The organism is Afifella sp. H1R, from assembly GCF_021462425.1.
Lineage (GTDB): Bacteria > Pseudomonadota > Alphaproteobacteria > Rhizobiales > Afifellaceae > Afifella > Afifella aestuarii.
Genome location: NZ_JAKEDY010000003.1, coordinates 374,855 through 400,328, shown reverse-complemented (window position 1 = coordinate 400,328; position 25,474 = coordinate 374,855). Strand labels below are relative to the sequence as shown.

Annotated in this window: 28 protein-coding genes and 1 tRNA gene; 19 read left to right on the top strand and 10 right to left on the bottom strand. The window is 63.3% G+C overall.

Annotation, left to right across the window (positions count from 1 at the left end; all coding sequences use genetic code 11):
- Positions 1-108: 108 nt before the first annotated feature.
- Entirely contained in the window at positions 109-1,305 is a 1,197-nt protein-coding gene (locus tag L0F51_RS18960; RefSeq protein ID WP_234630712.1) for a carboxylate-amine ligase, read from the top strand.
- Positions 1,306-1,446: 141 nt separating this feature from the next.
- Here the strand turns inward: L0F51_RS18960 and L0F51_RS18955 are convergent, their stop codons facing one another.
- Positions 1,447-1,794, bottom strand: coding sequence for a DUF4440 domain-containing protein (locus tag L0F51_RS18955; protein WP_234630711.1), 348 nt, complete (start codon positions 1,792-1,794; stop codon positions 1,447-1,449).
- A 104-nt stretch (positions 1,795-1,898) separates the two neighbouring features.
- Positions 1,899-2,483, bottom strand: coding sequence for a gamma-glutamylcyclotransferase family protein (locus tag L0F51_RS18950; RefSeq protein ID WP_234630710.1), 585 nt, complete (start codon positions 2,481-2,483; stop codon positions 1,899-1,901).
- 200 nt (positions 2,484-2,683) lie between these two features.
- On the opposite strand from L0F51_RS18950, the gene L0F51_RS18945 reads away from it, so the two are divergent.
- From L0F51_RS18945 to L0F51_RS18930, 4 genes are all read left to right on the top strand, one after another.
- Positions 2,684-2,944, top strand: a complete 261-nt coding sequence (locus L0F51_RS18945; RefSeq protein ID WP_234630709.1) for a type II toxin-antitoxin system HicA family toxin — start codon at positions 2,684-2,686, stop codon at positions 2,942-2,944.
- On the top strand, positions 2,941-3,273 hold the full coding sequence (locus tag L0F51_RS18940; protein ID WP_234630708.1) for a type II toxin-antitoxin system HicB family antitoxin: 333 nt from the start codon (positions 2,941-2,943) through the stop codon (positions 3,271-3,273). The genes L0F51_RS18945 and L0F51_RS18940 overlap by 4 nt, the downstream gene beginning before the upstream one ends.
- Positions 3,274-3,381: 108 nt before the next feature.
- A complete protein-coding gene (locus L0F51_RS18935) occupies positions 3,382-4,596 on the top strand; it encodes an MFS transporter (RefSeq protein WP_234630707.1) in 1,215 nt (404 codons plus the stop codon).
- A 151-nt stretch (positions 4,597-4,747) separates the two neighbouring features.
- Positions 4,748-5,377: a LysE family translocator gene (locus tag L0F51_RS18930; RefSeq protein WP_234630706.1), complete on the top strand. Its 630-nt coding sequence runs from the start codon at positions 4,748-4,750 to the stop codon at positions 5,375-5,377.
- A gap of 65 nt (positions 5,378-5,442) precedes the next feature.
- Here L0F51_RS18930 and L0F51_RS18925 read toward each other — a convergent pair whose 3' ends face one another.
- The 4 genes from L0F51_RS18925 to rpiA all read right to left on the bottom strand — a co-directional run bounded on the left by L0F51_RS18925 (position 5,443) and on the right by rpiA (position 9,029).
- Positions 5,443-6,036, bottom strand: a complete 594-nt coding sequence (locus L0F51_RS18925) for a tyrosine-protein phosphatase (protein WP_234630705.1) — start codon at positions 6,034-6,036, stop codon at positions 5,443-5,445.
- A 163-nt stretch (positions 6,037-6,199) separates the two neighbouring features.
- The gene (gene gor / locus L0F51_RS18920) at positions 6,200-7,603 is read right to left on the bottom strand and encodes a glutathione-disulfide reductase (RefSeq protein ID WP_234630704.1); all 1,404 of its coding nucleotides are present in this window, start codon (positions 7,601-7,603) and stop codon (positions 6,200-6,202) included.
- A gap of 96 nt (positions 7,604-7,699) precedes the next feature.
- The gene (locus L0F51_RS18915; protein WP_234630703.1) at positions 7,700-8,263 is read right to left on the bottom strand and encodes a DUF2059 domain-containing protein; all 564 of its coding nucleotides are present in this window, start codon (positions 8,261-8,263) and stop codon (positions 7,700-7,702) included.
- Between the two features lie 73 nt (positions 8,264-8,336).
- Positions 8,337-9,029, bottom strand: a complete 693-nt coding sequence (rpiA, locus tag L0F51_RS18910) for a ribose-5-phosphate isomerase RpiA (protein WP_234630702.1) — start codon at positions 9,027-9,029, stop codon at positions 8,337-8,339.
- Between the two features lie 243 nt (positions 9,030-9,272).
- On the opposite strand from rpiA, the gene gph reads away from it, so the two are divergent.
- From gph to L0F51_RS18895, 3 genes are all read left to right on the top strand, one after another.
- Entirely contained in the window at positions 9,273-9,965 is a 693-nt protein-coding gene (gene gph / locus L0F51_RS18905) for a phosphoglycolate phosphatase (protein ID WP_234630701.1), read from the top strand.
- Between the two features lie 52 nt (positions 9,966-10,017).
- Positions 10,018-10,092 (top strand) — tRNA-Val (locus L0F51_RS18900).
- A gap of 156 nt (positions 10,093-10,248) precedes the next feature.
- Positions 10,249-10,869, top strand: coding sequence for a hypothetical protein (locus tag L0F51_RS18895; RefSeq protein WP_234630700.1), 621 nt, complete (start codon positions 10,249-10,251; stop codon positions 10,867-10,869).
- On the opposite strand, the gene purU is transcribed toward L0F51_RS18895, so the two are convergent.
- Positions 10,866-11,723 (bottom strand): formyltetrahydrofolate deformylase, encoded by an 858-nt coding sequence (purU, locus tag L0F51_RS18890; RefSeq protein ID WP_234630699.1) that lies wholly within the window; start codon positions 11,721-11,723, stop codon positions 10,866-10,868. The two genes, L0F51_RS18895 and purU, sit on opposite strands and share 4 nt — an antisense overlap.
- A 246-nt stretch (positions 11,724-11,969) precedes the next feature.
- On the opposite strand from purU, the gene L0F51_RS18885 reads away from it, so the two are divergent.
- Positions 11,970-12,572, top strand: coding sequence for a L,D-transpeptidase (locus L0F51_RS18885; RefSeq protein WP_128292863.1), 603 nt, complete (start codon positions 11,970-11,972; stop codon positions 12,570-12,572).
- 129 nt (positions 12,573-12,701) lie between these two features.
- Here L0F51_RS18885 and L0F51_RS18880 read toward each other — a convergent pair whose 3' ends face one another.
- Positions 12,702-13,058, bottom strand: a complete 357-nt coding sequence (locus L0F51_RS18880) for a gamma-butyrobetaine hydroxylase-like domain-containing protein (RefSeq protein WP_128292861.1) — start codon at positions 13,056-13,058, stop codon at positions 12,702-12,704.
- A 156-nt stretch (positions 13,059-13,214) separates the two neighbouring features.
- Here L0F51_RS18880 and moaA point away from each other — a divergent pair, with 156 nt between their 5' ends.
- The 3 genes from moaA to L0F51_RS18865 all read left to right on the top strand — a co-directional run bounded on the left by moaA (position 13,215) and on the right by L0F51_RS18865 (position 16,558).
- On the top strand, positions 13,215-14,276 hold the full coding sequence (gene moaA, locus L0F51_RS18875) for a GTP 3',8-cyclase MoaA (RefSeq protein ID WP_370642453.1): 1,062 nt from the start codon (positions 13,215-13,217) through the stop codon (positions 14,274-14,276).
- A gap of 69 nt (positions 14,277-14,345) precedes the next feature.
- Positions 14,346-15,266: a DMT family transporter gene (locus L0F51_RS18870; RefSeq protein ID WP_234630697.1), complete on the top strand. Its 921-nt coding sequence runs from the start codon at positions 14,346-14,348 to the stop codon at positions 15,264-15,266.
- Between the two features lie 134 nt (positions 15,267-15,400).
- Positions 15,401-16,558, top strand: a complete 1,158-nt coding sequence (locus tag L0F51_RS18865) for a multidrug effflux MFS transporter (RefSeq protein WP_234630696.1) — start codon at positions 15,401-15,403, stop codon at positions 16,556-16,558.
- Positions 16,559-16,562: 4 nt separating this feature from the next.
- On the opposite strand, the gene apbC is transcribed toward L0F51_RS18865, so the two are convergent.
- Positions 16,563-17,771, bottom strand: coding sequence for an iron-sulfur cluster carrier protein ApbC (gene apbC / locus L0F51_RS18860; protein ID WP_234630695.1), 1,209 nt, complete (start codon positions 17,769-17,771; stop codon positions 16,563-16,565).
- Positions 17,772-18,053: 282 nt separating this feature from the next.
- Between apbC and mobA the strand changes: the two genes are divergently transcribed.
- The 5 genes from mobA to L0F51_RS18835 all read left to right on the top strand — a co-directional run bounded on the left by mobA (position 18,054) and on the right by L0F51_RS18835 (position 21,908).
- A complete protein-coding gene (gene mobA, locus L0F51_RS18855; protein WP_234630694.1) occupies positions 18,054-18,731 on the top strand; it encodes a molybdenum cofactor guanylyltransferase MobA in 678 nt (225 codons plus the stop codon).
- Positions 18,732-18,742: 11 nt separating this feature from the next.
- Complete coding sequence (gene mobB / locus L0F51_RS18850; protein ID WP_234630693.1) at positions 18,743-19,258, top strand: molybdopterin-guanine dinucleotide biosynthesis protein B; 516 nt, start codon at positions 18,743-18,745, stop codon at positions 19,256-19,258.
- 195 nt (positions 19,259-19,453) lie between these two features.
- On the top strand, positions 19,454-20,227 hold the full coding sequence (locus tag L0F51_RS18845) for an ABC transporter substrate-binding protein (protein WP_234630692.1): 774 nt from the start codon (positions 19,454-19,456) through the stop codon (positions 20,225-20,227).
- Between the two features lie 68 nt (positions 20,228-20,295).
- Entirely contained in the window at positions 20,296-21,006 is a 711-nt protein-coding gene (locus L0F51_RS18840) for an ABC transporter permease (protein WP_370642462.1), read from the top strand.
- Between the two features lie 2 nt (positions 21,007-21,008).
- Positions 21,009-21,908, top strand: coding sequence for an ABC transporter permease (locus L0F51_RS18835; protein WP_234630690.1), 900 nt, complete (start codon positions 21,009-21,011; stop codon positions 21,906-21,908).
- 12 nt (positions 21,909-21,920) lie between these two features.
- Here the strand turns inward: L0F51_RS18835 and ade are convergent, their stop codons facing one another.
- Entirely contained in the window at positions 21,921-23,717 is a 1,797-nt protein-coding gene (gene ade, locus L0F51_RS18830; RefSeq protein ID WP_234630689.1) for an adenine deaminase, read from the bottom strand.
- A gap of 149 nt (positions 23,718-23,866) precedes the next feature.
- Between ade and L0F51_RS18825 the strand changes: the two genes are divergently transcribed.
- Together L0F51_RS18825 and L0F51_RS18820 are read left to right on the top strand one after the other, a co-directional pair.
- Positions 23,867-24,769, top strand: coding sequence for an NAD(P)-dependent oxidoreductase (locus L0F51_RS18825; RefSeq protein ID WP_370642461.1), 903 nt, complete (start codon positions 23,867-23,869; stop codon positions 24,767-24,769).
- A 301-nt stretch (positions 24,770-25,070) separates the two neighbouring features.
- Positions 25,071-25,439 carry a hypothetical protein gene (locus L0F51_RS18820; protein WP_139163681.1) on the top strand — a complete coding sequence of 123 codons (369 nt, stop codon included), beginning with the start codon at positions 25,071-25,073 and terminating at the stop codon, positions 25,437-25,439.
- Positions 25,440-25,474 lie beyond the last annotated feature (35 nt).

Here is a 25,474-nt window from a genome sequence, read left to right as displayed (position 1 = left end):
CTTAGGCCTTGAGCGTCAACCCAAGCGATCGCGACCCGCGACGCCGATACGCGGTATAACGGTTTGGTTGTGCTTGCGCCGAGACCGGCGAGCCCGCACAATCCAAGGATGGATCGCGACGAACCACGCTTCACCATCGGTATCGAGGAGGAATACCTCCTCGTCGACAAGACGAGTCGCGATTTGTGCGTCGACCCGCCGGCCGAACTTCTTGCCGCCTGCCAGGAAACTCACGGCAATTCGGTGGCGCCGGAATTTCTGCGCTGCCAGATCGAAGTCGGCACGCCCGTCTGCGCCGATCTTCCGGCTGCACGAGCCGCCCTCGCCGAGCTTCGTGGCACGATCGCCGAAGAGGCCGACAAATACGGCCTCGCCCCGATGGCGGCCTCCACGCACCCCTTCGCCAAATGGCGGGACCAGCGCGCCACCGACAAGCCGCGCTATCGGGAAATCGCCGAAAGCCTGCAGGTGGTCGGCCGGCGGCTCATCATCTGCGGCATGCATGTGCATGTGGGCGTCGAGGACGACGAGCTGCGGATGGATCTGCACAATCAGCTCGCATATTTCCTGCCGCATCTTCTGTGTCTCTCCACCTCCTCGCCGTTCTGGCAGGGGCGCAAGGCGGGGCTCAAATCCTTCCGTCTCACCGTTTTCGATGCTTTGCCGCGTTCCGGCCCGCCGGAGCGTTTCTCGTCCTTCGGCGAGTTCGAGCGCTTCGTCTCCGTTCTGACGGGCGCCGGCGTCATCGAGGATGCGACCAAGATCTGGTGGGACCTCCGCCCGTCGGTGCGCTTTCCGACGATCGAGATGCGGATCACCGATGTGTGCACCCGTCTCGACGATGCGATCGCGATCGCCGCCACTTTCCGCTGTCTCGCCCGCATGCTCTGGCGCCTCAGGCGCAAGAACCAGCGCTGGCGGCATTATCCGATGGCGCTCATTGCGGAAAACCGCTGGATCGCGCAGCGCCACGGCGCGGCCGGGAACCTCATCGACTTTGGCCGCGGCGCCGTCGTCCCGTTCGTCGACCTCGTCGGCGAATTGATCGATCTCATCGCGGAAGACGCCGACCATTTCGGCTGCACGTCGGAGGTGGAGCGCATCCGCGCCATCGCCTCAGGCGGCACCAGCGCCGACAAGCAGATCGCCACCTACGAAAAAGCTCTGAAAGATGGTGCCAGCGAAGACGAGGCGCTCAAAGCCGTCGTCGACCATCTCGTTGCCGAAACACTCATCGGCTGTCGCCCGGCGCGGCCGGGCGACAAGACAGCGGAAATGTCGGTCATGCCGCGGCCGCATCTCTGACCGGCCCCGCATAGGCGGTTTCCAACCGTCTCTGGCCGATTTTCTTGCCTTCCGGGCCTCTGATCAGACCGCCTCCGATGTCCCCTCCTCGAGAGGTTTCGCATCGGAAGCGATCTCTTCTTCAAGACGCGTGTCAGCCCGTCACCGCAATGGCGTCTGCTGATGCTGCACGAGCTTCCACCTGTGATCGTGGCAGCGATAGGTGGAGCTGCAATAGGCCCGGTACGGCGTGTCACCGTCACGATGGCCCTCCGCCTTGTAGGCGAGCACCAGAGTGTCGGCGTCGGGGCGGGCGATCTTGCAATCAGCAAAGTCGACCGATGACCAGCGCGGCGCGTGGCGCAGCGCATCGCGTGTTTCCATCGCCGGCATCACGCCCATACCCGGAAACACCATCAGGCATTCGTCGTCCATAAGAGCGTCGAAGGCCTCAGATCCTTCCAGCCAGAAACGTTTCTCGCCAGACCAGACTTTCACATCGTCCATCATTGGCTATGCCTCCCAGGTTTCGGCCGGCTCTTATGGCCAGCTCTCCGCATCGTCTTTTATACAGAAGAGCCTTCAAACATAGAAGTTCTTCTATGTGTATAACACTAAAGCGAGATCTTCGTTGCACCGGCGGCGGCAATGGCTTCGTCGACGCGCGCGTGTTGACGCTCGTCCAAAGCAAGTGCGCGCGGATAACGCGGGGCAGCGCGGTCATCGAGGATCGGCACATGCCAATCCGCCGTCGTCTCCAGAAAATGCGCAATCCCCGCCTCGCCATAGACAGCGTGAAAGCCCGACAGCACCACGTCGAGATAAGACAGCATGATCGGATTGTCCGCGTCTCCTGGCCGCCCGTACTCTTCATGGCCGACATAGAGATGCGGGTCGGGCCAGCCTTCCGGACGCCCTGCAAGCCAGGTCACGGCCTCTTCGGAGGGAGCCACCACGTCATATTGCGCCTCGCGCCGGTCGAGCGCCGGGCGTTCCTCGTGCGGCAAGGCCACGATCGCACCCCAGATCTCGCAGCCCGCATCCGGCACCACCGTCAGCGTGCAGCGGCCGCCATAGCTCGAGGCGCCGGAATGGCGCCAGGCCCGTCGCCAGCCACGGAGCTTGCCGGGCACGGCGACGACATCCGGGATCAACGTCGCGGCATTGACGAGCGAGCCGTAGCCGAAACAGGTGAACACAGTTCTCTCCTCCAGGTGGTGATCTCGCATGGGCCGCCAGCCCTCGCTGGAGCATAAAGACGTAGGGCCGATCCCGTCTGTCGTCCGGCTTTTCGCGTGAAAATACTCAACTTTAAAGCGTGACTGACGCCAGCCTCAACCAACTCCAAAAAACCCCGCAACGCTGAAACATCTTGAACGATACCGATATGTGATATCATATGAAGCTTAGCCGAAGACACCGGGTGACGATCAAGGCAATCTTCGCGGAGCCTCTTCAAGCGGGGCTCGCGTGGCGCGACATCGAAGCAGCCCTGCGTGCCCTCGGAGCGGAGATCACCGAGGGTCAAGGCTCGCGCGTGCGGATCGCCCTCAACGGCGTTCGTGCGGTCTTTCACAGACCACATCCGCAGAAGGAGACTGACAAGGGAGCCTTGCGTTCGGTTCGGCGTTTTTTGAGCGAGGCGGGAGTTCGGCCATGAACGTGATGCATTACAAAGGCTACGAGGCCGTCGTGAACTTCGATGAAGACGCCGAAACCTTCCATGGCGAGGTCGTCAATCTGCGCGACGTGATCACATTCCAGGGCAATTCCGTCGATGAACTCAAGACGGCGCTCGAAGAGTCTGTGGAGGATTACCTCGCCTTCTGCCGGGAGCGCGGGGAAGAGCCTGAACGCCCCTATTCCGGGCAGTTCGTCGTCCGCGCCGAGCCGCGCCTGCATCGCGAGCTCGTTTCGGCGGCAAGGCGTGCTGGTGTCAGCCTCAACAAGCTCGTCACCAGCGTCCTCGAACGCGCCGTCACGGAGTGAACCGGCGAGGCTTTCACCTTGACCTCACCTGTCGCCCTTGACGCCACCACCTCCCACGGTCTTTGAGCGATAGCTCGCCTGCGCCGCTCGGGCGCTGAAGGACACCTCATGGCCCAATCCGTCGGACGGTGGACGATCCTCGTCTGCCTGTCGCGCGTCTTCCTCTATGCGAGCTTCATGACCGGCGCCGCCTCGATCCCTGTGCTGCAGAGCGCATGGGGAATCTCCGCGACCCGCGCCGGTGCCGTCGTCTCCGCTTTCACGCTCTCCTATTCCGTCTCGCTCTTCCTCTTCGCCTGGGCGTCCGATTATTTCGGCGCCAAGCGCATGGTGCAGGTCTCAGCGGTGGCAACCGGCATCACCTCGCTCGCCTTCGGCCTCTTTGCCCGTGACTGGTCGAGCGCGATCGTCCTCTACGGCCTCACCGGGCTCGCCCAGGGCGGCATCTACACGCCGCTCGTCATGGTGTTTTCGGAGATGGCGACGGACCGCCGCCGCGGCACCGCGATGGGCTGGCTCATCGGGTCGACATCCGTCGGTTATGCCTTCTCGCTCGCTCTGACGGGGGCCGCGCTGTCGCTCGGCGGCTGGCAGGCCGCCTTCGTCGTCTGCGGCGCGACGCCGGCGATCGGCGCCCTCCTCATTCTCCTACTTCTCCGAGAAACGCCGAACACCATCCACAAACGGCCGAAGGGCGAAGGCCTCTTCGACGCCATCTGGCGGGCGCGCGACACCAGGCTCTTGACCGCCGGCTACGTCTTCCATTGCTGGGAGCTTCTCGGCGGCTGGGCGTGGATGCCGGCGCTTCTCGCCGCCGCCTTTGCGCTCTCCGGCCACGGCATCGGGCTCGCCAGCGGACAGAGCGCCATCCTGATCGCGGCGATGCATCTCCTCGCCTCCGGCGCCACCTTTTCCATGGGCGGGCTGTCGGACCGTCTCGGCCGCAAGAGCGTGCTCGTCGGCATCGCGGCCCTGTCGACCGCGCTCTCCTTTTCCATCGGCTGGCTCGTCGCCGCGCCGCTCGCAATCCTGATCACGCTCGCCATGATGCAGGCGGTGACGTCGATCGCAGATTCCCCGGTGCTGACCGTCGCGCTGACGGAGACGACGACGCCCGGCGTTCTCGGAAAGGTGCTGGCCGTTCGCTCGCTCCTCGGCTTCGGCGCGGGCGCCGTTGCGCCGATGGCCGCCGGCAGCGTGCTCGATCTGGCCCGCGGCCAGGCGCTCTCCCTGCCGACCTCCTGGGGCCTCACCTTCTCGCTTCTCGGCCTCGGCGGCCTCCTGGCCACCTGGAGCGCGGTGCGGCTCAGGCTGCGCGGCTGAAGACATCACCGGCGGGCCAACTCGCCATGACTCCCTCGTCAACGATCGCATCAGTGCTTTTCGAGCACCCAGGACATTTCGCGCCAGTTGAAGGAAATTCAGCCCCGCTGCATGATCGACCGCGACGACAGCCCTGAGCGGTGGGGTTCCCATGGATTTGCACTACTGGATCATCTTCGCCGCTACGGTCCTGGGCGTCTCCCTGGTTCCGGGGCCGAGCACACTTATCGCGTTTGCCCACGGGGCGGCGCATGGGTGGCTACGCTCCATATCGACGGCTTTCGGCAACGCCCTGGCGTCGACGCTTCAGGCGACCGCCGCCTCCGTCGGGCTCGGACTTCTGATTACGAGCTCGGGCAGCCTCCTCCTCGCTCTCAAATACGCGGGAGCGGCCTATCTCATCTATGTCGGCGTTCAGATCTGGCGCACCGCATCCCGCCGGCTTCAGGTTCACGCCGACGTTGATCGGTGCAAAACGGCACGTCGGAAACTCTTCCTGAGCGGCTTTACCGTGGCCATCAGCAATCCCAAGGCGATCGCCTTTTTCACAGCCTTGTTTCCTCAGTTTCTTTCGCTTGAGGGGAACAGCTTCGCGCAGCTTGGCGGAATGGTCGCGGTTGTTGCGTTCATCGCATTTTCCGTTGCGCTGTTTTACGGCTGCGTTGGAGCATGGGTGCGGGGCCTCGAACTCTCCAGGAAGGTGATGAGCCGCATTCGCAAGACGACCGGCGGCCTGTTTGTGGCGAGTGGCGTTGGCCTCGCCCTCTCCAGGAACAGCTAGGTCGCAGACTGACAAAGTAAGAAGTTGCTTGGGTTTGCGCCCTCTTCGATCCGCCGACGCCAGCTTCACGAATCGAGATAGCCGAAGCCCGGCTCCGCCGCCTCGAAGGAAATATCCATGGCGTAGAAGGGCGAAAGCCAAAGCGGCACATGGCCGTACCAGAGCGACAGCTGGCTTTCGGCCTCCTCTTCGCCCGCCTTGGCGACGCTTGCGAGATAATAGGCAGAGGCGATGCCGCTGCGGTCGGCGCCGCTCATGCAATGGACGAGCGTCGGTCCGTCCAGCCCGGCGAGGAGCGACACGAGCCCCGAGGTCTCTTCACCCGAGAGGACGCGCTTCGCCGAGAGCTTGTAATCGATGAGGCGAAGCCCGAGGCGCGCTGCGGCCGCCTTTTCCGCCTCATACCACGGGGCGCCGGGATTGGCGCCGCGCAGGTTCACGACGGTCGTCAGCCCATAGCGCTGCTTCCAGTCGGCCAGCAGCTCCGGTGTAGGCTGCGCCGAGCGATAAAGGCTCCCGGCCTTCACCACGTGGAAATTGTCGTTGAGATAGGTGTAGCCCGCGTAACTGCCTGCGCCTCCCAAAAGGAGGACCGAAAGCCCAAGGCAGAAAACCCCCAGGCGCCGCCCCCAGACGCCCCTCAGGCGAAGTTTCGGCAATCTCATCATCCCGCCTTCGTCCCCCTGCCAACCGCAATGCAAGCAGTTCCGTTCGCAATCTTCCGCTTCATGCTGCCGTCCATCGATGTCGACGGCGGTCTTATGTCACTTGCCTGAAGCGGAGCTTACGGCGAACGAGGCGGTAGGACGGATCGGCCTGCCTTCACGCCGCCTCGACCACTTCGCCTTTGCGCACCGTGTAGGAGGGCTTGTACATCGTCACGAGTTCTTCCGCCGCGGTCGGATGCACGGCCATGGTGCGGTCGAAATCGGATTTCGTCACGCCCATCTTGACGGAAACACCCAGAAGCTGCGCCATCTCGCCGGCATCCGGGCCGAGCACATGCGCGCCCAGGACCTTGTCGGTGTCGGCATCGACGACGAGCTTCATCAGCATGCGTTCGGAGCGGCCCGACAGCGTGTTCTTCAGAGGCCTGAAGACCGACTTGTAAATCGCCAGATTGTCGATATCGCAGCGGGCCTGGTCTTCCGTCATGCCGACGGTGCCGAGCTCCGGCTGCGAGAAGACGGCCGTCGCCACGCTGCCGTAATCTGGTTTGGTCGGGCGCCCGCAGAAGACCGTATCGACGAAACACATCGCCTCGTGGATCGCGACCGGCGTCAATTGCATGCGGTCGGTCACATCACCGATCGCCCAGACATGATCGACATTGGTCTTCGAATACCCGTCGACGCAGATCGAGCCGCGCTTGTCCTGGCGGATGCCGAGCTTTTCAAGCCCGAGCCCTTCGGTGTTGGGCAGGCGGCCGACGGCGAGCATGATCTGCTCGGCGTCATAACAATCGCCCCCCAGAAAAGTCCCGCGCAGCCAGCCATCGCTCTTTTTCTCGATGCGGCCGAGCACGTCCTGGCAGCGGATATGGATGCCCTTGTTCTCGTATTCGGCGTGCAGGAGGCGCCGGAGATCCATGTCGAAACGCTGCAGGATCTCCTTGCCGCGATAGAGGATCGTCGTTTCCACGCCCATGGCAGCAAATATCCCGGCAAACTCAACCGCGATGTAGCCGCCGCCGGCGATCACCACCTTCTCCGGCAGCTTTTTAAGCTCAAAGGCCTCGTCGGAAGTGATGCAGAGCTCATGTCCGTGCAGCGCGCGGTGCGGATTGGGCCTGCCGCCCGTTGCGATCAAGATCCGTTCAGCCGAGACGGTGGTGCCGGTGCGTTTCAGCGCGATCTCATGACCGCCGGCGAGAACCGCGCGGTCGTTGATGAGTTCGACGCCCGATTTCTCAAGATTGCTGCGATAGACGCCTTCAAGACGAGCGATTTCGCGGTCCTTGTTGGCGATCAGCGTCGGCCAGTCGAAGCGCGCATTCTCGTAAGACCAGCCGTAACCGACAGCGTCTTCGAAGGCCTCGCCGAATTGCGAGGCGTAGACCAGGAACTTTTTCGGGATGCAGCCCCGGATGACACAGGTGCCGCCGACACGGCTTTCCTCGGCAACAGCGACCCGGGCGCCGGCTTCGGACGCCCGGCGGGCCGCACGGACCCCGCCTGAACCGGCCCCGATCACGAAAAGGTCGTAGTCGTAGCGCCGCTCAGTCATCGCAGATCCCGTTTGTCGTCCTGGTCGCTCGGCGAGCGCCCTCGCCGCATCCGCTCACGCGTGCCAGCGCACGCGCGTCGGTTCATGCATCTCCGCTCACTGCGGATTCGTCTCGCCCTGCAGGCTCTTCGCTTCGTTCTTGGAGATTTCCTGCAGTTTCTGCGTCGAACGGCGCAGCATCTCGTCGCCGATCTCCTTGGCCCAGGCCTGACTCACCGAAACCTGCGCGCTCAAAAGGCCGACGAGCGTCCCGGTGAATTTCTGACCCGTATCCGTCTCAAAGAAGGTGAGAAGATCGTTGAGTTCGCCTTCGCTGAAATTGATCGCCCAGATCCGCGCCAGCCGCTTTTCAAGCTCTGCGCGGCGGTCGACCATGTCGAGGGCCACCTGGTCGACGATCTCGATGATGCCGAGCTGCATCTGCGGATTGGAGCGGATGAGCGTCATCTTCGCCTGGTCTGCGACTTCCGGAAGGATCTCATCGAAGCTGCGCGACAGATCGGAGGCCGACAGGACCTTGCGGGCGAGCTCCATCTGCGCATCCGAAGGTTCGGCCGGCGCGCCGGTCGCCGGGGCCGGGTTCGCGTCCTGGGCTGCAGCGGGATAAACCGGGACCACCGCCCCGAGCAGCAGCAGGCAAAGCGCGGAAAGCCGAAACATGAAGAACTCCTGATGTGTGACGGCGCGTTGGATGCCGTCGATAACGGAAAAGCCGGGCGACGTCACGCCCGCATCAAGCGCGGGTGAGCCTCTTCACACCCTCAGGCGTGGCAATCAGCGCCGTCTCGGCCAGGTTGAGAAAGAGCCCGTGCTCCACGACGCCGGGGATCTCCGACAGGCCGCGCGCGAGCGCCTCTGGATCAGGAATGAGGCCAAAAGATGCATCGATGATGACATGGCCTTCGTCGGTTGCAAAAAGCTCTCCGCCGCGTGTGCGCCAGGCGAGTTCCGCACGGAGGCCAAGCCTCGAAATCAGCTCTTCAATGGCGCGTTCGCTCGCCTTCTTGCCGAAGCGCACGACCTCGATCGGCAGAGGAAAAGCCCCGAGATGTTCGACGTGCTTGCCGGCATCGGCGATGACGAGCATGCGCGCAGAAGCGGAAGCCACGATCTTCTCGCGCAACAGCGCCCCGCCGCCGCCCTTGATCAGGGCAAGCTCCGGGCCGATCTCGTCGGCGCCGTCGACGGTGAGATTTAGCCGGTCGATCTCGTCGAGAGAGGTGAGCGCGATCCCCTCGTCCTGCGCCAGTCTGGCCGTCGCCTCCGATGTCGGGACGCCGACGACATTCATGCCGGCGCGAACCTTCTCGCCCAGAAGCTTCACGAACCAGCTCGCCGTCGACCCGGTGCCGAGGCCGAGCTTCATGCCGTCCTCGACAAACTCAAGAGCCGCCTCGGCCGCCTGGCGTTTCAGATCATCCGTCATCCTTGCCCCCGCCTGCCTTGATCCCGCGAAACACATCCGGTTGCGCGCACTATCATCATACGCTTTCGTGCAACCCGTTTGCGACAGAGCGGGACGGATGACAACCCGACGCCTCGATAGATCCGCTCCGGGATCGAGGACGTCACAGCGGCGCAAGCCTCCTCGTCCCCACGACACATTCAAGGCACGGGGCGCGCAAACCTCCGGCTTGCGCCCGCCTCGCGCCTCGGCTAGCCCGGCGCCATGTCACTCATCGTCTTCGATCTCGACGGCACGCTCGTCGACACCGCCCCCGATCTCCTGGCGACCCTCGACCATGTCCTCGGCGGGCACGGCCTGCCGCCTGCCCCGCGCGAACGCATCATGCCCTGCATCTCGCGTGGTGCGCGCGCCATGATCGAAGAGGGTCTGAAGCTCTCCGGGCGCAAGGTGGCGCCGAAAGAACTCGACCGATTGCTGGAGGTCTTCCTCGCTCATTACGAGGAACATATCTGCGTCGAAAGCCGGCCCTTTCCGGGACTTGTGAGCGCGCTCGATACGCTCGAAGCGCAAGGCTGGAGTTTCGCCGTCTGCACCAACAAGCGCGTCGGCATGTCGAAGCTGCTTCTCGATCAGCTCGGGCTTCTGAATCGATTTCAGGCCGTGCTCGGCGCCGATTCGGTCGCCAAGCGCAAACCCGATCCGGCACATCTTCTTGAAACCATCGAAGCTGCGGGCGGAGAGCCCGACGCTGCCTTGATGGTCGGCGATTCGGCTGCCGATATCGCGGCGGCACGTGCGGCTTTCGTCCCGGTCATCGGTGTGCCTTTCGGCTACACGACGAAACCGATGGCCGAGCTTCGTCCCGACGTCATCATCGACAGCTATTCGCAGCTCACACCCGCGCTCGCCGCAAGGCTTCTTGAAACGCGCGGTGGATCGGCAGCCGTGGAATGAGCGCGCCGGCTTGACCGCGGCGCGGCTCCGTGCCAAATCGCTGCTGCGAGTCGGGCGCGTAGCTCAGCGGGAGAGCACTGCCTTCACACGGCAGGGGTCACAGGTTCAATCCCTGTCGCGCCCACCATCTTTCCGGCTCATGACCTTTTCCCAGGCTCTTCTTTCCCAGGCTCCTCGGGCACGATCTCACCGAGGTCCCGTTCCTGCGGAAAGTATGGCGCCTAAACGAAGAACCGACGTCTCTCTCTAGACGCGTCGCAAGTGCCGCCTAGTTTCGGCGCGCATGTGGTCTTGGATCCAGCACTATTCCGGCGCTTTCTCAGCCATTACGAGCCTGCTCATGCTGCTCGTCTGGTTCGTTTACCTGCAGCTCCTGCTCGTCGCCTACAGGCGCCGCTGGCGCTCGACCGTCCTCATCAATCGCGGCGGGGGCCTTGGCACGGAAGCGCGCTGCCTGATCAGCAATATGAGCTCGGAGGCGATCTACCTGACGAGCCTCATCGCCTTCGTGACCACCAACGACAACACCTACCGGCAGGAGCTGACGGATCTCCGCGATCTCGGCGACGGGCTCGATGCCGATCCGCGCTCGCGCATGAAGCAGGGGCCGCTGAAAGCCGGCGAATATCTCGATATCGGCACGTTCCACGACCTGATCTTGACGATCGGCGACAATGAGGGCCACGGGTCGAACGAGGACTGGCTCGCGTCCGTCCAATCTCTCGAGCTGACCGCCGTGATCGTCTACGGTGCCGACGATCTCCTCGCAGGGGCACGCCGAACCTTTGAGATCCGGCACAAGGACGGAGATATCCAGATCTGCCCGACGACCAGCGATTCCGAGCAGATCCGCTCGCGCCGGGAGCGGCGCAAGATCGGAAAGCTGCTGCAAGATTCCCTTTAATCGTAGAAGACCACCGTCTTTCGTCCGGAGATGATGACGCGGTCGTCGAGCACATAGTGCAGCGCGCGTGCGAGCACCCGACGTTCGATGTCGCGGCCTTTGGCAATGAGATCGGCCGGCGTATGGCGATGCGAGATGCGCTCCACGTCCTGCTCGATGATCGGCCCCTCGTCGAGGTCGGGCGTGACGAAATGCGCCGTCGCCCCGATCAGCTTCACACCGCGCTCATGCGCCTGATGATAAGGTTTGGCGCCCTTGAAGCCCGGCAGAAACGAATGATGGATGTTGATGCAGCGCCCGGCGAGCTTCGTCGACAGCTCGTCTGACAGGACCTGCATGTAGCGGGCGAGAACGACGAACTCCGTCTCCGTCTCTTCGATCAGATCCCAGAGCTTCGCCTCCTGTTCGGGCTTCGTCGCGGCCGTCACCGGCAGATGATGAAACGGCACCTCATCGAGCTCCGGCAGCTGCAACGCCTCGCGCGGATGGTTGGAGACGATGGCGGTAATCTGCATCGGCAATTCGCCGATCCGCCAGCGGTAGAGAAGATCGGCGAGGCAATGATCGAATTTCGAGACGAGGAGCATGACCTTCGGCTTCACGCTGCGGTCGCGCAGCGTCAGCTCCATTTCGAAGCGCTCGCCGATCTCCGCGAGCTTCTCGCGAAAATCTTCAATGTCGGCCCCTTCCAGCACCGGATTGAAGAGAACCCGCATGAAGAAGTGACCGGTTTCAGCGTCATCGAATTGCTGCGCCTCCAGGATGTTGTAGCCACTGGAGACGAGCGAGGTGGCGACGGCTGCGACGATGCCCGGACGATTGGGGCAGGAGAAGGTGAGAATGAAATCGGCCATGACCTGTCCGTTGGCTCAGCTGAGGTTGCTTTAGCAATCAAATGCGGCAGCGCAAGACGCGCTGTCGGCGGCACGATGGGAGGACTTGCCGACGACGCCCGGGGCCGGGCGTGGCAGGCGAGCCACATACGGTTGCAAAAGCGTCACGGCGCCGCACCGCGGGCCGCCCGGTGCTTGCCTTTTGAGAGCGATTCGACACAGAGGTTAAAGTGACACATCAACTCGCCAGCCTTTCCGGGGACGGTAATGAGAAAGTTTGGATTACTTGCGACTGCGGTCGCTGTGGCGCTTGTTAGCGCCGTTTCTTTTGCTCCCAACGCCTCGGCGCAGCCGACGGCAAGATTTTTTGATCCCGTTTCCAAGCAATGGCTGAGCTTCGGCCCGGGCTCCCGACTCCATGGCAAGTCGCCGGTGCAGCGTGAGGTCGTGGATTACACCGGCCCCTACGGCCCGAACACGATCATCGTGGATACCGGCGAGCGCCGCCTCTACTACGTCATGGAAGACGGCAAGGCGCTGAAATACGGCGTCGGCGTCGGCCGCGAGGGCTTCCAGTGGGCCGGCACGCACCGCGTGACGCGCAAGGCGGAGTGGCCGGGCTGGACGCCGCCGCCGGCGATGCGCAAGCGTCAGCCGGGCCTGCCGGCGCATATGGAGGGCGGCCCCAACAATCCGCTCGGTGCCCGCGCGCTCTACATCGGCAACACCTACTACCGCATCCACGGTTCGAACGAGCCCTGGACGATCGGCACGGCGGTCTCCTCGGGCTGCATTCGCATGACCAACGACGACGTCACAGACCTCTACGAACGGGTCAATGTCGGCACGAAGGTGGTCGTGCGCCGCTAGAGCGATTCGACGACACGATTTATCGACGGCCGGCCCTTGCGCCGGCCGTTTTCGTTTCAAGCTCCATGGGGCGGCGCCTGCGCTGGCCATTGTCGTTTCAAGCTCTGAGAGAAATCCCACCTGCCCCGTTCAGCGGCGGGAGAGACCGTTTTCGGCCAGCTCTTCCAGATAGCCCGCCCACAGGGAGCCGAAGTCCTGTCCGAGCCGGTAGAGATAGGACCAGGTGAAGATCCCGCTGTTGTGCAGATCGTCGAAATGCAGACGGACGGCGTAATTGCCGATCGGTTCGACTTCGATCACCATCACATCGGCTTTTCCCGAGACGAGCTTGCGCTCGGAGGGCGAATGCCCCTGCACCTCGGCGGAGGGGGAAAAGACCCGCAGATACTCCGCCGGCAGCTCGAAGGTCTCGCCGCTCTCAAAACTGACGGCCAGCATGTGCCGGTCCTTCTTCAGACGGATTTCGGTCGGCCAGGGTTCCGCCATCATGTCTCCTTCAAGGGGCTGCGGCGCCGCGCTGCCATTTGACGCGGACGGCGGCGCCATTACATTCTTCTCCTATAAGGGCGGGAAACGGCTTGCCAGCACCATTTGCCGATCACAGGCGAAGGGGAGGCAGGCAAACGGAACAATGAGGCGTCAGTGAATTCCATCGTGCAGAAATCCGACATCGCGGCCGTCACGCCGATCGACACGGCGTCGGAGACAGCGCCGATGATCGACCCGTTCGGACGGTCGATCTCCTATCTGCGCGTCTCAGTGACCGACCGCTGCGATTTCCGCTGCGTCTATTGCATGGCCGAGGACATGACCTTCCTGCCCAAGCGGGATCTTCTGTCTCTCGAGGAATTGGAGCGCCTGTGCACCGCCTTTATCGACAAAGGCGTGCGCAAGCTGCGCCTCACCGGCGGGGAGCCTCTCGTGCGCCGCAACATCATGTGGCTGATCGAGGCGCTCGGGCGCCATCTCACCACCGGGCGGCTCGAGGAGCTGACCCTGACGACGAACGGCTCACAGCTCGAACGTTACGCGCACGATCTCGCCGCACTCGGCGTGCGCCGGATCAACGTCTCCCTCGACACGCTCGATCACGACAAGTTCAAGGCCATCACGCGCTGGGGCGATCTCGGCCGCGTGATGGCAGGCCTCAAGGCGGCGCAGGACGCAGGACTTCAGGTGAAGCTCAACGTCGTCGCGTTGAAAGACGTGAACGAACACGAAATCCCGGAGATGATCCGCTTTGCCAACGGTCAGGGCATGGATCTGACGCTGATCGAGACGATGCCGCTCGGCGAGATCGAAGGCGACCGCACCGAGCAATATCTGCCGCTTTCCACCGTTCGCGCGCGACTTTCAGAGCGCTTCACCATGGCCGACATTCCTTACAAGACCGGCGGGCCGGCGCGGTACGTCGAGGTCAAGGAGACCGGCGGCAGGCTCGGCTTCATCACCCCGCTCACGCATAATTTCTGCGAAAGCTGCAATCGCGTGCGGGTGACGTGCACGGGCACGCTCTTCATGTGTCTCGGGCAGGAAGATGCGGCCGATCTGCGGGCCCCATTGCGCGCCTCTGAAGGCAATGCGCTCCTCGCGCAGGCCATCGACGAGGCGATCACCCGCAAGCCGAAGGGGCACGATTTCGTCATCGATCGCCATCACCGGCGTCCGGCGGTTGCACGGCATATGAGCATGACGGGCGGCTGAGCCCTGGTCGCGGCTTAAGAAGCCGCCTAAGCATAAGCTTCGATCAACCCGCCAGAAGCCCGTTTCCCCATGCCGCCTGTGCCTGCCCTGCCGAGCGAAAACCAGCGCGGCATCCTCCTGATGCTCGCAGCGATGGTGACGTTCATCGTCAACGATACGCTGGTGAAGGTTGCGAGCGCCGATCTGCCGACCGGCGAGATCATCTTTCTGCGCGGTCTGATCGTGTCGCCGATCGTCATCGTGCTCGCGGTGCGCCGCGGCGCCTTCGCCAATCGCAGTCTGCTTTTCCATAAGACGCTCATCTGGCGCACCCTGGGCGAGGTGGTGGCAGCGGGGCTCTACCTCTCTGCCCTGTTCCGCCTGCCGCTCGCCAACGCTTCGGCGATCCTGCAGGTCGTGCCGCTCGCCACCACGGCGGGTGCTGCACTCTTTCTCGGCGAGACCGTCGGACGGAGGCGCTGGACCGCGATCGCGGTCGGCTTCAGCGGGGCGCTCCTCGTCATCCAGCCAGGTCTCGACGGCTTCAACATCTGGTCGCTCGTCGCGCTCCTCAGCGTCTTCGCGGTCGTTCTGCGCGATCTCGCCTCCAAGCAATTGCCGAAAGGCCTGCCGACGCTCGCCGTCACGACGGCCGCCGCAATCTCCGTCGGTCTCTTCGGTGGCTTTCTCATGCTCTTCGAAGAGCCCGTGATGCCCGATGCGGCCGTGCTCGCCACCATCTTCGCGTCCGGACTGTGCACGGTCGCGGGCTACACCCTGATCATCGCCGCGATGCGCACGGGAGACATCTCCGTCGTCGCGCCATTTCGCTATTCCTTCATGATCTGGGCCGTGCTTGCGCAGGTGCTCGTCTTCGGCGAGTGGCCGGGGCCGCTCCTTTTCATCGGTACCGGCATCTTGATTGCGACCGGCATCTACACCTTCTACCGGGAACGCCAGGTGGGAGCCTCGGAGGCCCGCAAAGCGCTGACGGCACCGCCGGCACGCTGATCGCGCCCCTTCTGCCGGGCGCGGTTGGATGCTATCGGGTCATCCACCCCTCCCCTCGCCTCCGCCGAGATCCAATGCCGTCTTCAATATCCGACGCCCCCGCCCTGTCACCTGAGGGGCGGCGGCCAAGTCTCTTGAGCCTCGTCGTCATTTCGACGCTCAGCCCGTTCGCGATCAACGTCATCGTGCCGTCGATGCCGGCGCTGGAGAAGGACTTCCACGCGAGCTTTGCCACCGTGCAGCTCGTCCTGTCCCTGTTTCTTGCCTCCGTTGCGATTTCGCAGATCGTGATTGGACCGCTGTCGGACCGTTTCGGGCGCCGGCCCGTCCTTCTCTGCGGGCTCAGCATCTTCACCGCCACCAGCGCCCTGGCGAGTTTTGCGAACGACATTGAAAGCCTGCTTGCACTGCGCGTTCTGCAGGCGGCCGGCGGCTGCACCGGCATCGTTCTGGCACGCGCCATCGTGCGCGACCTCTACGATCGGCGCAAAGCCGCAAGCGTCATCGGCTATGTCACGATGGGGCTCGCCATGGCGCCGATGGTGGCACCGCTCTTCGGTGGTCTTCTGCAACAGAATTTCGGCTGGCGGGCGCAGTTCGTCATGCTGACGGTGTTCGGAGCCTTGGTCCTGGCCCTTGCCTGGCGCGACGTCAGCGAGACGCATCACGCGCGCACCGAGCGGATCGCCTTTGCCACCTTGTTTCGGGATTTCGGCTACCTTCTCAAGGAACCCGCCTTCCTCGTCTACACCGCCGTATCGAGCCTTGCGACGTCGGTCTTCTTCGCCTTTCTGGGCGGCGGCGCCTATGTGGCCGGCACGATCCTCGGACTGTCTCCGATCGCCTATGGCAGTTGGTTTGCGGTCCTGTCGATCGGCTATGCTTTTGGCAATTTTCTCTCCGGCCGTTTTGCCGAAAAGGTCGGCGTCCGGCGGATGACGCTCGCCGGGTCCAGCCTTCTCCTCATCGCCCAGCTCGTGCTTCTCGCTCTCATCGCAAGCGGCCATCTGAGCGCACCGGCCCTCTTCCTGCCGATGTGCGTGGGTGGCATTTCCAACGGCCTCGTCCTGCCGAGCACGATCGCCGGCGCCATCAGCGTGCGCCCGGAAATCGCCGGCACGGCCGCGGGGCTCCAGGGCGCGACGCAGATCGGCTCGGGCGCGATCTCTTCGGCGATCGCAGGAGCCGTGCTCGCCGGCGGCATGTCGGCCCTGCCCCTCTCAGCCGTCATGCTGACAGGGGCCGTCGCGGCATTCGCCTTCTCCGTGATCCTGTTTCGGATCGTCCGCTAGCCCTCTATTCCACCACCACCCTCGGCGCCTGGCGGACTCCCGCGGCTTTTTCCACGTTGAGACGCTTCACGACGGCATCGGCAATGTGGCGATAGATGCGCGCATGCTCCGATTGCGGTTCGCCGGCAACGATCGGCCGGCCGGAATCGGAGGTTTCGCGGATATCCATGTGAAGCGGCACAGCGCCGAGGAAGGGCACGCCGATGCGTTCCGCCTCGTGTTCGGCTCCGCCATGCCCGAAAATGTCGGAGCGCTCGCCGCAATGCGGGCACAGGAAATAGCTCATGTTCTCCACGATGCCGAGGACCGGCACGTTCACCTTGTTAAACATATTGAGGCCCTTGCGGGCATCGATGAGGGCGAGATCCTGCGGCGTCGAGACGATGACGGCACCGGCGAGCGGAACCTGCTGAGCCATGGTGAGCTGCGCGTCGCCGGTTCCGGGAGGCATATCGACGACGAGCACGTCGAGCTCGCCCCAGGCGACCTCGCGCAGCATCTGGGTCAAGGCGGACATGACCATCGGCCCGCGCCAGATCATCGGGGTCTCTTCCTCCACGAGGAAGCCCATCGACATGACCTTGAGACCGTAGCCTTCCATCGGCTTCAGGATGCGCTCCGACACCGATTCCGGCCGTCCCTTGATGCCCATCAAACGCGGCAACGACGGCCCGTAAATGTCGGCGTCGAGGATGCCGACATCGAGCCCGTTCGCCTTGAGCCCGAGGGCGAGATTGACGGCGGTCGTGGATTTGCCGACGCCACCCTTGCCGGACGCGACAGCGATGATCGCCTTGACGCCAGGAACTCCCGCTTTTTGAGGCTGCTGCGGCGCCTGGCCCGGCGCGCGCTGCGGGGCGGATGGTTGCGGGGCGGGTTGCGGCCGTGGCGGAGCGCTGCGGGGGGCCGTATTCTGCGGCATCGCATTCTGGGACATGCCCTGCCCCGGCCGTCTCTCGGCGGTCAGGGCCACCATGGCACGCTCCACCCCCGGCAGATCCGAGAGCACCTTTTCGGCCGCCTGCCGCAGAGGTTCCAGATGCGATGCGGCCTCCGCCGGCACCGTGATCGACACGATCACCTTGCCGTTCGAGATGACGGGATCGGAAACGAGTTTCTGAGTGACGATATCACTTTCGAGGTCGGGGCCTTTGACACGGCGGAGCGCATCGAAGACGACATCTTTCGTAATCGTGGGAGTGGTCTCGGGCATTGCCATCCTTCAACCGCGTCAGCGGTGGTGCTTTTGAGCCGGTGGTTTCGTCCGGCGGGCATGCCGTTGACATATTGCCCCCTCGCCCGAAGTTCAAATGCCACACGCTGCGATCGGCTGAGGAAGACGCCGGATGGCGGCTTCACCTGCCGGGCCACGACAGGTATATAGGTTGAGAGGAAACGAACCGATGGCCGAAAGCCCGTTGCCGAGACGACGCTCCTTCATCACCGGGATACCGGCGCGGAAGAGTCCGCAGCCGAAGCGTTTCTGCGGGGTTTCGTGAGCGAGACGACCGACCAGGATCGTCCTGCCCCGCGCCCGATCACGGGGGTTATTCTTGCTGGCGGCCTGTCCCGCCGGATGGGCAACGACAAGCCGCTCGTGGAGATTGCCGGCCGACCGCTGCTTTCCTACGTGGTGAATGGTCTGCGCCCGCAGGTCGACGAACTCGTCATCAACGCCAATGGCGACGCGTCGCGCTTCAGTGAATTTCTTCTCCCTGTCGTTCCCGACGGCATCGACGGCAATCCGGGGCCTCTCGCCGGTATTCTCGCCGGGATGCGCTGGAGCCAGGTCTTCTGTCCGCAGGCGCGTTTCATGGCGAGCGCAGCCGTCGACACGCCCTTCTTTCCCGGTGATCTCGTCACGCGGCTGTCCGAAGGCTGCGGCCACGACGAAACGACGATCGCCGTCGCGGCCTCGTTCAACGGCGTGCATCCCGTCTTCGGATTGTGGCCGATCGCGCTTGCCGACGATCTCGAGGAATGGCTGAAGAAGGCGAAATCGAGCAAGGTTCTCGACTTCGCGGACCATTACGTGCGTCTCAACGTGCCCTTCGACCATCTGGAAGCCGACGGCCGCCAGATCGATCCGTTCTTCAACGTCAACACGCCGGAGGACGCGGCCGAGGCACAGGCGATGCTCGAGGCGCTCAATCGAACTCAGGCCGCCGAATAGCCCGCCCGCGGATGGGACCCCCGGTCTTCGGCATCACCGGCTGGAAGAATTCCGGCAAGACGACGCTCGTCGCCCACCTCGTCAGCGAGTTCTCGGAGCGCGGCCTGATCGTCTCCACGGTCAAGCACGCCCACCACGCCTTCGACATCGATCATCCCGGAACCGATTCGTTCCGACATCGCGAGGCGGGCGCACGCGAGGTGCTCCTCGTGTCCGATCACCGTTGGGCGCTGATGCATGAGCTCGGCGAAGAGGCGGAGCCCCCCGTCGAGGAGATGCTGTCGCGCCTGTCGCCCTGCGACCTCATTCTCATCGAAGGCTACAAGAAGGCGTCTCACCCGAAGCTCGAAGTGCGCCGCCGCGACGGACGGCCCGGCCAGGCGCTCAGCGACAGCGATCCGTCGATCCTCGCAATCGCCGCCGATTACCCAGTGGCAAACGCGGAGCTTCCGGTCTTCCATCTCGACGAAATTGCACAAATTGCCGATTTCATCGCCGGGCATCTGTCGCTCGATGCCGCCAAATGAGGCAGTCTGCGCCTTTCGCGCCTCTCCCGCCTATGCCAGGAGGCGCAGAATCGGCCAAACCTGCATTGCCTGTGATCAAGTCTCCTTGCCGCAGGCACGGCGCTTGCTAAAGAGTTGCACAGGCTCAAAGTTTGGGCCGATTATAGGTCCAGCGGCCTTCCCCGGCCGCATCCAACAAGAAATTCGGGAGACAGCATGAGCTTGTTCAAAAAACTGGCGGCTGCAACGGTCCTCGCGGTCTTCGCCACCGGCGCGGCGCAGGCCCAGGAAACCTTGCGCATCGGCACGGAGGGCGCCTACCCCCCGTTCAGCGAAATCACGGCTGACGGTAAGCTCGTCGGCTTCGATATCGACATCGCCAATGCGCTCTGCGACGAGATGAAGGTGAAGTGCGAGTTCATCGCGCAGGATTGGGACGGCATCATTCCCGCCCTTCTCGCCGGTAAGTACGACGCCATCGTCGCCTCCATGTCGATCACGGAGGAGCGCAAGGAGAAGGTCGACTTCACCGACAAATATTACGACACGCCGCAGGCGATCGTCGTGCCGAAGGATTCCGACATCACGGAAGCGACCGCCGAATCGATGGCGGACAGAAGCGTCGGTGCCCAGAGCTCCACGACGCACGCGCAATATGCGGAACAGATCTTCCCGGATTCCGACATCCGCCTCTATCCCTCGGCCGACGAATACAAGCTCGATCTGGCGAGCGGACGTCTCGATGCAGCCCTCGACGATGTGATCGTTCTGTCGGAGTGGGTCGACAGCGAAGACGGCTCCTGCTGCAAGATCCTGACGACGCTGCCGGGCGATCCGAAGATCTACGGGCCGGGCATCGGCATCGCGGTGCGCAAGGGCGAAGACGAGTTGCGCGAGAAGCTCAACGCCGCCATCAAGGCGATCCGCGAGAACGGCACGTACAAGAAAATCAACGACAAGTACTTCGACTTCGACGTCTATGGCGGATAAGTCGGGGTGTATGATGCATCGGATGGGGCTTTTGAGCCCCATCCTTCTGCCGCGCCAGGGATGACGGGCTGATGGAGTTTTTGGACCTCCTGTCGTTTGGAGGCGGCGGCTGGGGCGATGATCTTGCGGCCGGGCTTGCGGTCACGGTCGCGTTGGCGCTGACGACGCTGCCGATCGGGCTCGTGCTCGGATTTCTGCTTGCGCTCGCCAAGGACAGCGACGATCCCGGCCTCATCCGGGCGGCGACGATCTTCACCACGATCTTCCGCGGGCTGCCGGAGCTTCTGACGCTGTTCATCATCTATTACGGCGGACAGATCGCACTGCAGAAGCTCTTCCGGCTTCTCTTCGACACCTATGTCGAGTTTTCGTCTTTCACGGCGGGCGTGATCGCCCTGTCGCTCGTCTTCGCATCCTTCGCGAGCGAGGTCTTTCTGTCCGCCTTTCGCGGCATTCAGAAGGGCCAGTATGAGGGGGCGTATGCGCTCGGCCTGAGACCGACGACGACGATGCGTCTCGTCATCCTGCCACAGCTCATCCGGCTCGCTTTGCCGGGGCTTTCGAACCTCTGGCTGATCTTGTTGAAGGATACGAGCCTCGTCTCCGTCATCGCCCTCAACGATCTTCTGCGCAACACCAACGTCGCCGTTGGCGTGACCAAACAACCGTTCTTCTTCTATTTCGTCGCCTGCATGATCTATCTGGTGCTTTCCATCATTTCGTCTTTCGGCATCAACGGCATCGACCGCTGGGCACGGCGCGGCGAGGCAACGAAATGACGATGAGCGAGACGAGCGCCGATCAGGTCTATGTCTCCGACCGGATTCTTCCGGCGGAGCCTCCGCCCGCTTCCGTCCGGCATTGGAGCAAGGCACGTATCGCCGGCATTGTTCTGATGACGGTTTGGGCCGCGATCGCCCTCGCGCTGATCGTCTTCTTCATCAGCGCCTGGAATCCGGCACTCCTGACGCGCTACGGGCCAAAGCTCCTCGACGGCCTCCTCGTCACGGTGGAGCTCGTCGTTCTGTCGGTCGCGATCGGTGCGGTTCTGGCCGGCATCGTCGCGGCGGGCCGACTCTCGAAGAACCGGTGGACGCGCGGTCTCGCCTTTGCCTATGTGTATTTCTTCCGGGGCACGCCGCTCCTGGCCCAGACCTTCCTCGTCTATTATGGCGCCGGGCAATTCCGGGAGGTTTTCGACGCCGCCGGGATGTGGTGGTTCTTTCGCGACGCGTTCAATTGCGCCGCCCTCACCTTCACGCTCAACACGGCTGCCTACCAGGCCGAGATCTATGCTGGCGCCATTCGCGGCGTCTCGCTTGGACAATGGGAAGGAGCCCGCGCGCTCGGGCTCTCGCCTGTCGTCATCTTCTTCAAGGTGGTCGCCCCGCAGGCGCTGATCACGGCTCTGCGGCCGCTCGGCAACGAGATCATCTTTATGATCAAGGGCTCCGCGATCGCTTCGGTCATCACCGTCTATGATCTCCTGGGCGAGACGCGGCTTGCCTTTTCCCGCTCCTTCGATTTCCAGGTCTATCTCTGGGCCGCGGGGCTCTATCTCGTCGTCGTGGAAGCGCTCCGGCGCGTCTGGGATGCGGCCGAACGACGGCTGACGCGGCATCTCAAGCCGGCACAGGACAGCTCCGGCCAGCAGGTGGTGGCGGAACAGATCGGCGCGTGAGCCGCCAAAGCCTCAGACGAAAAGCTCGGTCTTTTCGAACTTCGTCACATCGATCAGGCCCTTGTCGGAGATCCTGAGCTCCGGGATGACGACGAGCGCGAGCAGCGAATGCTGCATGAAGGCGTTATTGAGACGGCAGCCGCAGCTTTGCATGGCGGCGCCCATGCGTGCGGCCTTGGCGGCAACAGCTTCCGCGCGCTCCTCCGAAAGGAGGCCCGCGATCCTGAGCTCGACCAGCGCCAGTTCCTCGCCTTCGGATATCACCACCACACCGCCGCCGACTTCGCCCAGTCGGTTCGCCGCCATCGCCATATCGGTCCGGTCGGTGCCGACGACGATCATCTGGTGGCTGTCATGGGCAACGGTGGAGGCGATGGCGCAGCGCCGGTTGTAGCCAAAGCCCGAGACAAACGCGTTCTGGACGGCCCCGGTGCAACGATGGCGCTCCACCAGGGCAAGGTGGGCGACATCGTTTGTCATATCGGCTTCCACCAACCCATCGACGACGCTCAGCTCACGCTGAAGAGCCTTCGTCGGCGCCTGGTTCTCGATAACGCCGACGACGCGAACGCCGACACGGTCCTTTCCCTTTGGCGCGGGCACGGCGAAATCGTCCGCCGTCAGCTCGCGGCCCAGGCGGACCGTGTTTTTCGCCTCTTCCGGATACCCGTAGAGCGGGATGTCGGCGACGAGCGCCCCCTTCTCGGCGAGCAGCCGGCCGCGGCCAAAGACGGCATCGATTTTGAGCGATGGCAGGTCCGACACGAGAAGGAGATCGGCGCGGCGCCCCGGCGCGATGGAGCCGAGCTCGCGTTCCAGGCCGAAATGCTCTGCCGTGTTGAGCGTCGCCATCTGGATTGCCGTGACCGGCTTCAGCCCCTGGGCGATGGCGTGCCGCACGACGCGGTTCATATGTCCATCATGCACGAGCGTTCCGGAATGGCAGTCATCCGTGCACAGAACGAAGAAGCGCGGGTCGAGCCCCTTTTCGGTGACGGCCTTGATCTGAGCGGCGACATCGTACCAGGCGGAGCCGAGGCGCAGCATCGCGCGCATACCCTGCCGCACGCGCGCAATCGCATCCTCCATGCGGGTGCCTTCATGGTCGTCGGCGGGGCCGCCGGCCGCATAGGCATGAAAATCCACTCCGAGATCGGGGGACGCATAATGGCCGCCGACGGTCTTGCCGGCCGACACCGACGCAATGATCTCGCCCAGCATCCGCTCGTTACCCGCAGCGACGCCCGGAAAGTTCATCACCTCGCCAAGGCCGATGATGCCCGGCCAGGACATCGCCTCGGCGACCTCCTCCGGTCCGAGCTCGGCGCCTGCCGTCTCAAGGCCGGGCGCGGAAGGCACGCAGCTCGGCACTTCGACAAAAACGTTGATCGGCGCCGTCAGAGCTTCGTCATGCATGAGACGAACCCCGTCGAGACCGAGCACGTTGGCGATCTCATGAGGATCGACGAACATCGACGTCGTGCCGTGGGGAACGACAGCACGCACGAATTCCGTCACCGTCACCATGCCGCTTTCGACATGCATGTGAGCATCGCACAGGCCCGGCACGAAATAGCGCCCCCTGGCCTCCACCACTTCGGTCTCCTCACCGATCGTGTGGGAGGCATCCGGCCCGCAATAGGCGAAGCGCCCTGCGGTGATGGCGAGATCGGTGTTTTCGACGATCTCCCCGGAATGCACGTTTACCCAGCGGCCACCGCGGATGACGAGATCGGCCGGCGTGCGCCCGGCGGCCACATCGACGAGGCGCGGCGCCACCTTCTGCCAGGACGGGAAAGGATCAGTCATTGTCACCTCCAAACGGCCGCATGGCGCCGACAGCCGACGACAGCTCGACCAAACACCCGGTCAAAGACTTGGGATACGCCGCTCACCAGGGCATGTTGGAAAAGCTCTGCCCCTGACAAGGCCTTTTTGATTGTCTAGAACCATGAGCAATCGCCGCGCAAAGCAAAAGGGAACGGAACATGGCGAAAGTTGCATTCATCGGCCTCGGCGTGATGGGATACCCGATGGCCGGGCATCTCGCCCATCGAGGCCATAAGGTTACCGTCTACAACCGCACGCAGGACAAAGCGGAGAAGTGGGTCGCCGAGCACGGTGGCCGGCATGCTCCGACGCCCGAGCATGCCGCCGAGGGCGCGGAATTCGTTTTCTGCTGTGTCGGCAACGACGAGGATCTCAGATCCGTTACGCTCGGCCGCGGCGGCGCTTTCAAGGGAATTGCGCCAGGCGCGATCTTCATCGACAACACGACGGCGAGTGCGGAAATCGCCCGAGAGCTGGCGCATGAAGCGCATGCACACCGCTTCTGCTTCCTGGATGCGCCGGTTTCCGGCGGCCAGGCCGGCGCCGAAAAAGGTCAGCTGACAGTGATGGTCGGCGGCGAGCCAAAAGTCTTCGAGAAGGCCCGGCCGGTCATCGAATGCTACGCCAAGATGGTCGGACTGATGGGGCCAGTCGGCTCGGGTCAGCTCACCAAGATGGTCAACCAGATCTGCATCGCCGGCCTCGTCCAGGGGCTCTCCGAAGGCATCAATTTCGCGCAGAAGGCGGGCCTCGACGTGGAGAAGGTGATCGACGTCATCTCCAAGGGCGCGGCACAGAGCTGGCAGATGGAGAACCGCTGGAAGACGATGACCGAGGATCATTACGATCACGGTTTCGCGGTCGATTGGATGCGCAAAGACCTCGCCATCTGCCTCGATGAGGCGAAAACCAACGGCGCGCTTCTGCCGGTGACGGCGCTCGTCGATCAGTTTTACGGCGAGGTGCAGGCGATGGGCGGCAAGCGCTGGGATACGTCGAGCCTGATGAAGCGGCTGCAGCGCTTCAAGTGAGGCTGAGTTTTGCCAAGAGCCGTACGGACGGCGCGATTGCCGTCCGTTAACCATTCTTCTGCCGCAAAAGCACCCTAAGGTTGCATTTAGCGCAGCCGCATTATGGCTTTTACCCATTTCAGATCAAGTGTTTGGATCTTCCGCCTAACTCTTTCTCCCCATTTATTCAGAAAATCCTCTTAATATCTCGCCTGCTCGAAGCATCTTTTTCGTATTGAAGCCTCCCTTTAAAGTTGATAATCTCCTTTTGCTTCTGAAATGAAGGTTCTTCTGTGAACTTCAGGAGAGAGGGAGGTGTGTCGTGGATAAGACAGCACTCATTACCCAATTGAAGGAGAAGCTTCACCCTGAACTCATGCGTCAAATCGAAGGTGGCCTGCCTGATGATTTCGCGCTCGCCGACAACCAGAACCAGAACCAGGGTGACATGGCCGCTCTCGCGGAGATGAAGCCGGAAGTTTTGCGCAGCATCGGCGTCGGACGCGGCATGGGTGAGACGGCCGAAGACAACCAGAACCAGAACCAGGGAAAGCTGGAAGATCTCATCGCCATGAAGCCGCAAGCCTTGCAGAGCCTGCGTTCTGTTCTGCTCGCGCCGGGCGACGAAGTCATGGACAATCAGAACCAGAACCAGGGCGGCAACGTCCGCGGCATTGCCAAGCCGGAATAGGCGCGGCCAGGCTTTCACCCCTCGTTTCGCCAGCA

Coding starts and splice junctions, on each gene's coding strand:
- L0F51_RS18915 (WP_234630703.1), bottom strand. CDS start 8,263: ATGTTTCGGCTTTCCGCGCTTTGCCTGCTGCTGCTCGGGGCGGTGGTC.
- L0F51_RS18930 (WP_234630706.1), top strand. CDS start 4,748: ATGGATTTGCACTACTGGATCATCTTCGCCGCTACGGTCCTGGGCGTC.
- L0F51_RS18955 (WP_234630711.1), bottom strand. CDS start 1,794: ATGATGGACGATGTGAAAGTCTGGTCTGGCGAGAAACGTTTCTGGCTG.
- purU (WP_234630699.1), bottom strand. CDS start 11,723: ATGGCCGATTTCATTCTCACCTTCTCCTGCCCCAATCGTCCGGGCATC.
- L0F51_RS18935 (WP_234630707.1), top strand. CDS start 3,382: ATGGCCCAATCCGTCGGACGGTGGACGATCCTCGTCTGCCTGTCGCGC.
- L0F51_RS18940 (WP_234630708.1), top strand. CDS start 2,941: ATGAACGTGATGCATTACAAAGGCTACGAGGCCGTCGTGAACTTCGAT.
- L0F51_RS18870 (WP_234630697.1), top strand. CDS start 14,346: ATGCCGCCTGTGCCTGCCCTGCCGAGCGAAAACCAGCGCGGCATCCTC.
- L0F51_RS18960 (WP_234630712.1), top strand. CDS start 109: ATGGATCGCGACGAACCACGCTTCACCATCGGTATCGAGGAGGAATAC.
- L0F51_RS18885 (WP_128292863.1), top strand. CDS start 11,970: ATGAGAAAGTTTGGATTACTTGCGACTGCGGTCGCTGTGGCGCTTGTT.
- rpiA (WP_234630702.1), bottom strand. CDS start 9,029: ATGACGGATGATCTGAAACGCCAGGCGGCCGAGGCGGCTCTTGAGTTT.
- mobB (WP_234630693.1), top strand. CDS start 18,743: ATGGGACCCCCGGTCTTCGGCATCACCGGCTGGAAGAATTCCGGCAAG.
- gph (WP_234630701.1), top strand. CDS start 9,273: ATGTCACTCATCGTCTTCGATCTCGACGGCACGCTCGTCGACACCGCC.
- L0F51_RS18945 (WP_234630709.1), top strand. CDS start 2,684: ATGAAGCTTAGCCGAAGACACCGGGTGACGATCAAGGCAATCTTCGCG.
- apbC (WP_234630695.1), bottom strand. CDS start 17,771: ATGCCCGAGACCACTCCCACGATTACGAAAGATGTCGTCTTCGATGCG.
- L0F51_RS18880 (WP_128292861.1), bottom strand. CDS start 13,058: ATGGCGGAACCCTGGCCGACCGAAATCCGTCTGAAGAAGGACCGGCAC.
- L0F51_RS18835 (WP_234630690.1), top strand. CDS start 21,009: ATGAGCGAGACGAGCGCCGATCAGGTCTATGTCTCCGACCGGATTCTT.
- L0F51_RS18845 (WP_234630692.1), top strand. CDS start 19,454: ATGAGCTTGTTCAAAAAACTGGCGGCTGCAACGGTCCTCGCGGTCTTC.
- ade (WP_234630689.1), bottom strand. CDS start 23,717: ATGACTGATCCTTTCCCGTCCTGGCAGAAGGTGGCGCCGCGCCTCGTC.
- gor (WP_234630704.1), bottom strand. CDS start 7,603: ATGACTGAGCGGCGCTACGACTACGACCTTTTCGTGATCGGGGCCGGT.
- L0F51_RS18895 (WP_234630700.1), top strand. CDS start 10,249: ATGTGGTCTTGGATCCAGCACTATTCCGGCGCTTTCTCAGCCATTACG.